The 4,375-nt window shown below is 65.4% G+C and carries 5 protein-coding genes and 2 pseudogenes; 2 read left to right on the top strand and 5 right to left on the bottom strand.

What is annotated here, in order from left to right; translation table 11 throughout:
- Window positions 1-132 precede the first annotated feature (132 nt).
- From HR086_RS45020 to HR086_RS45030, 3 genes and pseudogenes are all read right to left on the bottom strand, one after another.
- Window positions 133-405: pseudogene (locus HR086_RS45020) on the bottom strand (transposase); the annotation flags it as partial.
- A 70-nt stretch (window positions 406-475) separates the two neighbouring features.
- Window positions 476-1,180, bottom strand: a complete 705-nt coding sequence (locus HR086_RS45025; protein ID WP_254626740.1) for a phosphatase PAP2 family protein — start codon at window positions 1,178-1,180, stop codon at window positions 476-478.
- A 126-nt stretch (window positions 1,181-1,306) separates the two neighbouring features.
- Complete coding sequence (locus HR086_RS45030) at window positions 1,307-1,759, bottom strand: biopolymer transporter ExbD (RefSeq protein ID WP_174468738.1); 453 nt, start codon at window positions 1,757-1,759, stop codon at window positions 1,307-1,309.
- A gap of 159 nt (window positions 1,760-1,918) precedes the next feature.
- Between HR086_RS45030 and HR086_RS45035 the strand changes: the two genes are divergently transcribed.
- A complete protein-coding gene (locus HR086_RS45035; RefSeq protein WP_174468739.1) occupies window positions 1,919-3,268 on the top strand; it encodes an AHH domain-containing protein in 1,350 nt (449 codons plus the stop codon).
- 9 nt (window positions 3,269-3,277) lie between these two features.
- Entirely contained in the window at window positions 3,278-3,844 is a 567-nt protein-coding gene (locus tag HR086_RS45040) for an imm11 family protein (protein ID WP_174468740.1), read from the top strand.
- Window positions 3,845-3,858: 14 nt separating this feature from the next.
- Here the strand turns inward: HR086_RS45040 and HR086_RS45045 are convergent, their stop codons facing one another.
- Together HR086_RS45045 and HR086_RS45050 are read right to left on the bottom strand one after the other, a co-directional pair.
- On the bottom strand, window positions 3,859-4,101 hold the full coding sequence (locus HR086_RS45045) for a hypothetical protein (RefSeq protein ID WP_174468741.1): 243 nt from the start codon (window positions 4,099-4,101) through the stop codon (window positions 3,859-3,861).
- 62 nt (window positions 4,102-4,163) lie between these two features.
- A pseudogene (locus HR086_RS45050) lies at window positions 4,164-4,375 on the bottom strand (hypothetical protein); the annotation flags it as partial.

Raw genomic sequence — 4,375 nt, forward strand, 5'->3', positions numbered from 1 at the left:
CGGCGGAGGCAGCAGCGGCGCCACACGCTGCCAGAAGGCGTCGGGAACGAGTTCGCGGACCATGCACTCAAGCTGGGGATGCCCTTCGTCGGTGGCCACCCCAGCCCTGACTTTTGTTAGGTCCTCTTAGTGGCCCGCGAGGTTCTCTCCCGCGGCCTCGTGCCCGACGAAGAGGAAATTCTTCCGGCCCAGCGATGCCTTTCTCAGCGCCGCCTCCGAGCGGTTGTTGTCCAAGGGCAGGCGCGTGTCCTCGACAAAGCGAGTCAGCGCGTCCCATTGCTTCGTCGCGTAGGAGAGGGCCTGCCCCATCGGACTCTTTGGCGGGTGGCGCGGTGCCTGGGCGGCGAGCCACATGCGCAGACGCGCGAGAATGGCGACGCTGTATTCCTGGCGCAGCGCTCGGTGCGCGGCGGACCAGCCACATGCGTCCCATGATGCGTCCGCCACCTTTCAAGTCCAGCGACTCTACGCTCCGTCACTCCACCTCGCGCCGCGTCTCTTCACGCAGGGCCGGGCTGCGACGTCGCAGGCCACGCGCGACAAGTGCCGTCAGCAGCGCCCATGCGAGCCCAGCCACCCAGCCACCCAGCACGTCCGTGGGGTAGTGCACCCCCAGGTACACCCGCGTCAGTCCCACCAGCAGCGGGAGCAGCAGCGCCACCGTGAGGATGTATGCCTTCACGCGCCTGCTCTCCGCGAGCTGCGCCAGGAGCGCTCCCAGCGTGAGGTACACGATGGCCGACAACATCGCGTGTCCGCTCGGGAAGCTCGTCGTCATCACCTGCTTCAGGTGCGGCACTACCGAGGGCCGGGGCCGGGAGAAGAACTGCTTCAGCGCCCCGTTCAGCAGCGTCCCACCCACTGTCGCCACGAGCAGCAACAGCAACGTCCGGTAGCGCCGCACCAGCACCAGGAAGCCGCTCACCGCCAGCGTCACCAGGAACAACACCGGCGCGCCTCCCAGTGACGTCACATCCTCCGCAGTGAGCCGCAACCACCAGGGCCCTCTCGGCACCAGCGGGTCCTCCGGACTTCGCAGCGCTCGCAACACCCGCTCGTCGAAGTCCTGCGTCTCCCCCTCCGACACTTCGTCCGACAACGCGATGAACCCCAGACAGCACACGCCCAGCAACAGCAGCGTCCCGATGAGCCGCGTCACCGCCACGTTCTGCTGGGACATCCTCGCCCACAAGCCTCGCCACATATCCGCGACACTATGCCTGGGTCCACACACGGAGGCCCGCATCACGTGCGGACTGTCGCTTCGTGGGCTCCGGCCTCGACACCGGCCCCCAGGGACCCGCGCTCAGGGCGTCAGCGGGAACGGCGCGCCGGAATTCGCCTCATTCTCGGGCTTCACCACCGCGAGCGACACCCGCTCCGCCCCAGAGTCCTTCGCCAGTTGCATCACCTTCATCACGTCCGCATACGTGAGCGACTGGTCCACCTTGAGCAACAACCGCCTCCGAGGCACCTGCGTCAGCTCGGCCTTGAGTTTCGCCTGGAGGGCGCGCTCGTCCGGATAGGCCTCGGACTCCACGAACAGCTTCCGGTCCGGCGTCACCGAGAGGATCAGCGGGTCGGGCCCGTCCTCCTCCTCGATGTGCTTCGCCTGGGGCAGCTCCACGTCCTTGCCTCGCTGCATCATGGGCGTCACCACCATGAAGATGATGAGGAGGACGAGTACCACGTCGACCAGGGGAGTGACGTTGATGTCACTCTTCATTCCACCCCGGCCACCACCACTGGACATGCCCATGCGCGACTGCTCCTTGCGTAGAAGGGACAGTCACAGAGGTACACGGACACGATGACCCGTTGGCGGGCGGACGTCCCGCGTCGGGTCATCGTTCCGTCACGACACTGCTAAATTCCTGACCTGGTCTCATGGGACCGAGTTCGGAACGGGAGGACTTGGATGAGCGCGCGCGGGGTCATCTGGCTGCTGCTGGCACTTACCGTGACAGGCTGTTCAACGACCCGGATCGTGCGCCTGGACACGGGGGACGGACAGCCTCTTGTCCACACACCGTTCGTTGAAGACGACGCCGAGTTCGTGGAACTGGACGACGATGAATTCGAGGTGACCGTGGTGGCGCTCGCCAGGGACGTGCAGCCCTTCGCCAACCCCCTGCGAGAGGCCCGCCAGCTCTTCGCAGTCCCCGAAAGAGGTGGCGTGTACCTGTACCAGCCTCGCAGCCACCGGCTCATTCCGCAGGAAAGAGAGAAGGACCCAGACGGCCCGCGGCTCCTGGAGTCCTACGCGGATGACGAGCTGACGCGCGCCTACGGACGGTGGTGCGAGCGCAAGTCACAGCCCGGAGACTGCTTGCACCTGCTGGCCGAAGGCCCCCTGCTGGCCAGTGACGGCAAGTACTCACTGGCCATGGCCATCGCCATGGGCTCGGTCTGGGAGGAGACCGCAGAGGCCCTGAGAGACATGGCGGACCCGCAGGCACTTCTGGCGACGGTGAGTGCCTCCGTCAGCATGTATCTGCTCCTTTGGTCGCTACCCGAGCCCGTCAGCAAGGGACTGGCTGCTCTCCTAACGGCCACGGCCATCGCCTATCTGGGTGTGGACACCGTGTGGACCCTGCTGGATGGATGGATCGCACTGGTGCGCGAGGTAGACCGGGCCACCACCTTCGAGCAGCTCAGCAAAGCTGGCGAAGCGTATGGCGAAGTCCTCGGGGAGAACTCGGCCCGCATCTTCGTCTTGCTGGCCACCGCCGCCATTGGCAATACGGCGGGACTGGCAGTCAAAGCCTCGCGCCTACCGGGCTCGGCCCAGGCTGCCGTCGCACTGGAAACGCAGGCGGGCTACCAATACGTAGCCATCGGCAGCGTGCAGTCAGTGGCAATGGCGACCGAGGGCTTCACCATCGCACTGGCGCCCAATGCGGTCGCCATGGCGACCCGGGGCATTCGCAGCGGTCAGACCAGGGACCATCACCTCGCCACCGACAAGAACAGCGTCTCCCCCGCGCGCGGCGGGCCCTGGACGCCACGGTTCAAGAGAATCTTCAAGAAGGCCGGAATGGAGTTGAAGGACCCCGAGAACATCGTACCGGTCGAGGGCCATAAGGGGCCCCATCCACAGAGGTATCACGAACTGGTCTTCAGGCGGCTGGACAGTGCCACCGCACGCTGTCGCTCGGTGGATGAGTGCCGCACGCTCCTGACGAAGGCGCTTCAAAAACTGGCCAAGGAAGCTGTCACGGAAGGGACGGACATCAACAAGCTCCTGACCGAGCGCCACCAGCGGTAGAACCACACCATGCCCACTCGATTCTTCGACCTCGCCGAGAACGTTCAGGCTGGGAGTTGGTACCTGGGGGACCCCGAGGACGAACGAGGCCAGGAGGTGGAGGACCCCTGGATCTTCAGGGCAGGGCGGCCGGTCCAGGTCAAGGGCCCCCTCAGCATCCCCATCGACGAACCAGGCAAGGCGCTGGACTTCTCCACGGCGGGCGCGGGCGTGACGCCTGTGGTCCACGTCAGGGTGGCTGAAATCTTCAAGAAACTGGCCCCCGATGACGTGCAGTTCATCCCCGTGGACATCAAGGGGCACCCGGACCAGTACCTCATCCTCGTGGCCACGAAGCTCATCCGCTGCATCGATGACGCAGCGTCCAAGGTGCAGCACTGGAAGCCAGAGGATGGACTCCCCGAGAAGGTAGGCCAGTACTACGCCGTCGATGACATGCGCATCGACCTCGGGAAGATTGGAGGTGCCAAGGTCTTCCGCACGGAAGGCTGGGACATCGCTCTCATCGTCTCCGAGGACATCAAGATGGCTTTGGAGCGAGCGAAGGCTACCGGCGTGAAGTTCTCGCAGGTGTAGTTTCTTGGGGTCTTCTACCTGCCCAGCCGGAGCCGGTCCTGCCCCGCGCTGCCCAGGGCCGCGCCGAACACGCAGAAGAAGTGCAGCACGAGGCCCGGGAAGATGAAGAACCAATACCCCGCGCCGACGAAGCAGAACCACAGGATGGCTCGGAACAACTGGCCCTTGTAGAGCTGGCCCAGGCCCGGGATGAAGAACGACAACACCCCGGCAATCAGGGGGTTGAAGCGGCGCTCACGGATGATGTCGGTGGTCATGTTGGCCTCCAGTCCTCCGCTCTTAAAAGCGGGCTCCCCGAAACGAAAGTCCCGCCCGTCTCTCAGGGCACCGGGCGAGCAGACGGGGCGGGCGTCAACACCATCCCATCAAGGACACCATACGCATACGCCGCCGCGAAGGCATAGGCCCCCACCAAGTACGTCACGTTGAGCGTCCGCGCCGTCCCCGCGTCACTCGCGCTGTAGCGTCCGTCCGCCCCCCGCATCGAAAGCGAGGTCCCCAGCGAGACTCCCGCCACCACGAGCCCCAACC

Origin of the sequence: Myxococcus sp. CA039A (genome assembly GCF_013336645.1) — a bacterium.
Lineage (GTDB): Bacteria > Myxococcota > Myxococcia > Myxococcales > Myxococcaceae > Myxococcus > Myxococcus llanfairpwllgwyngyllgogerychwyrndrobwllllantysiliogogogochensis.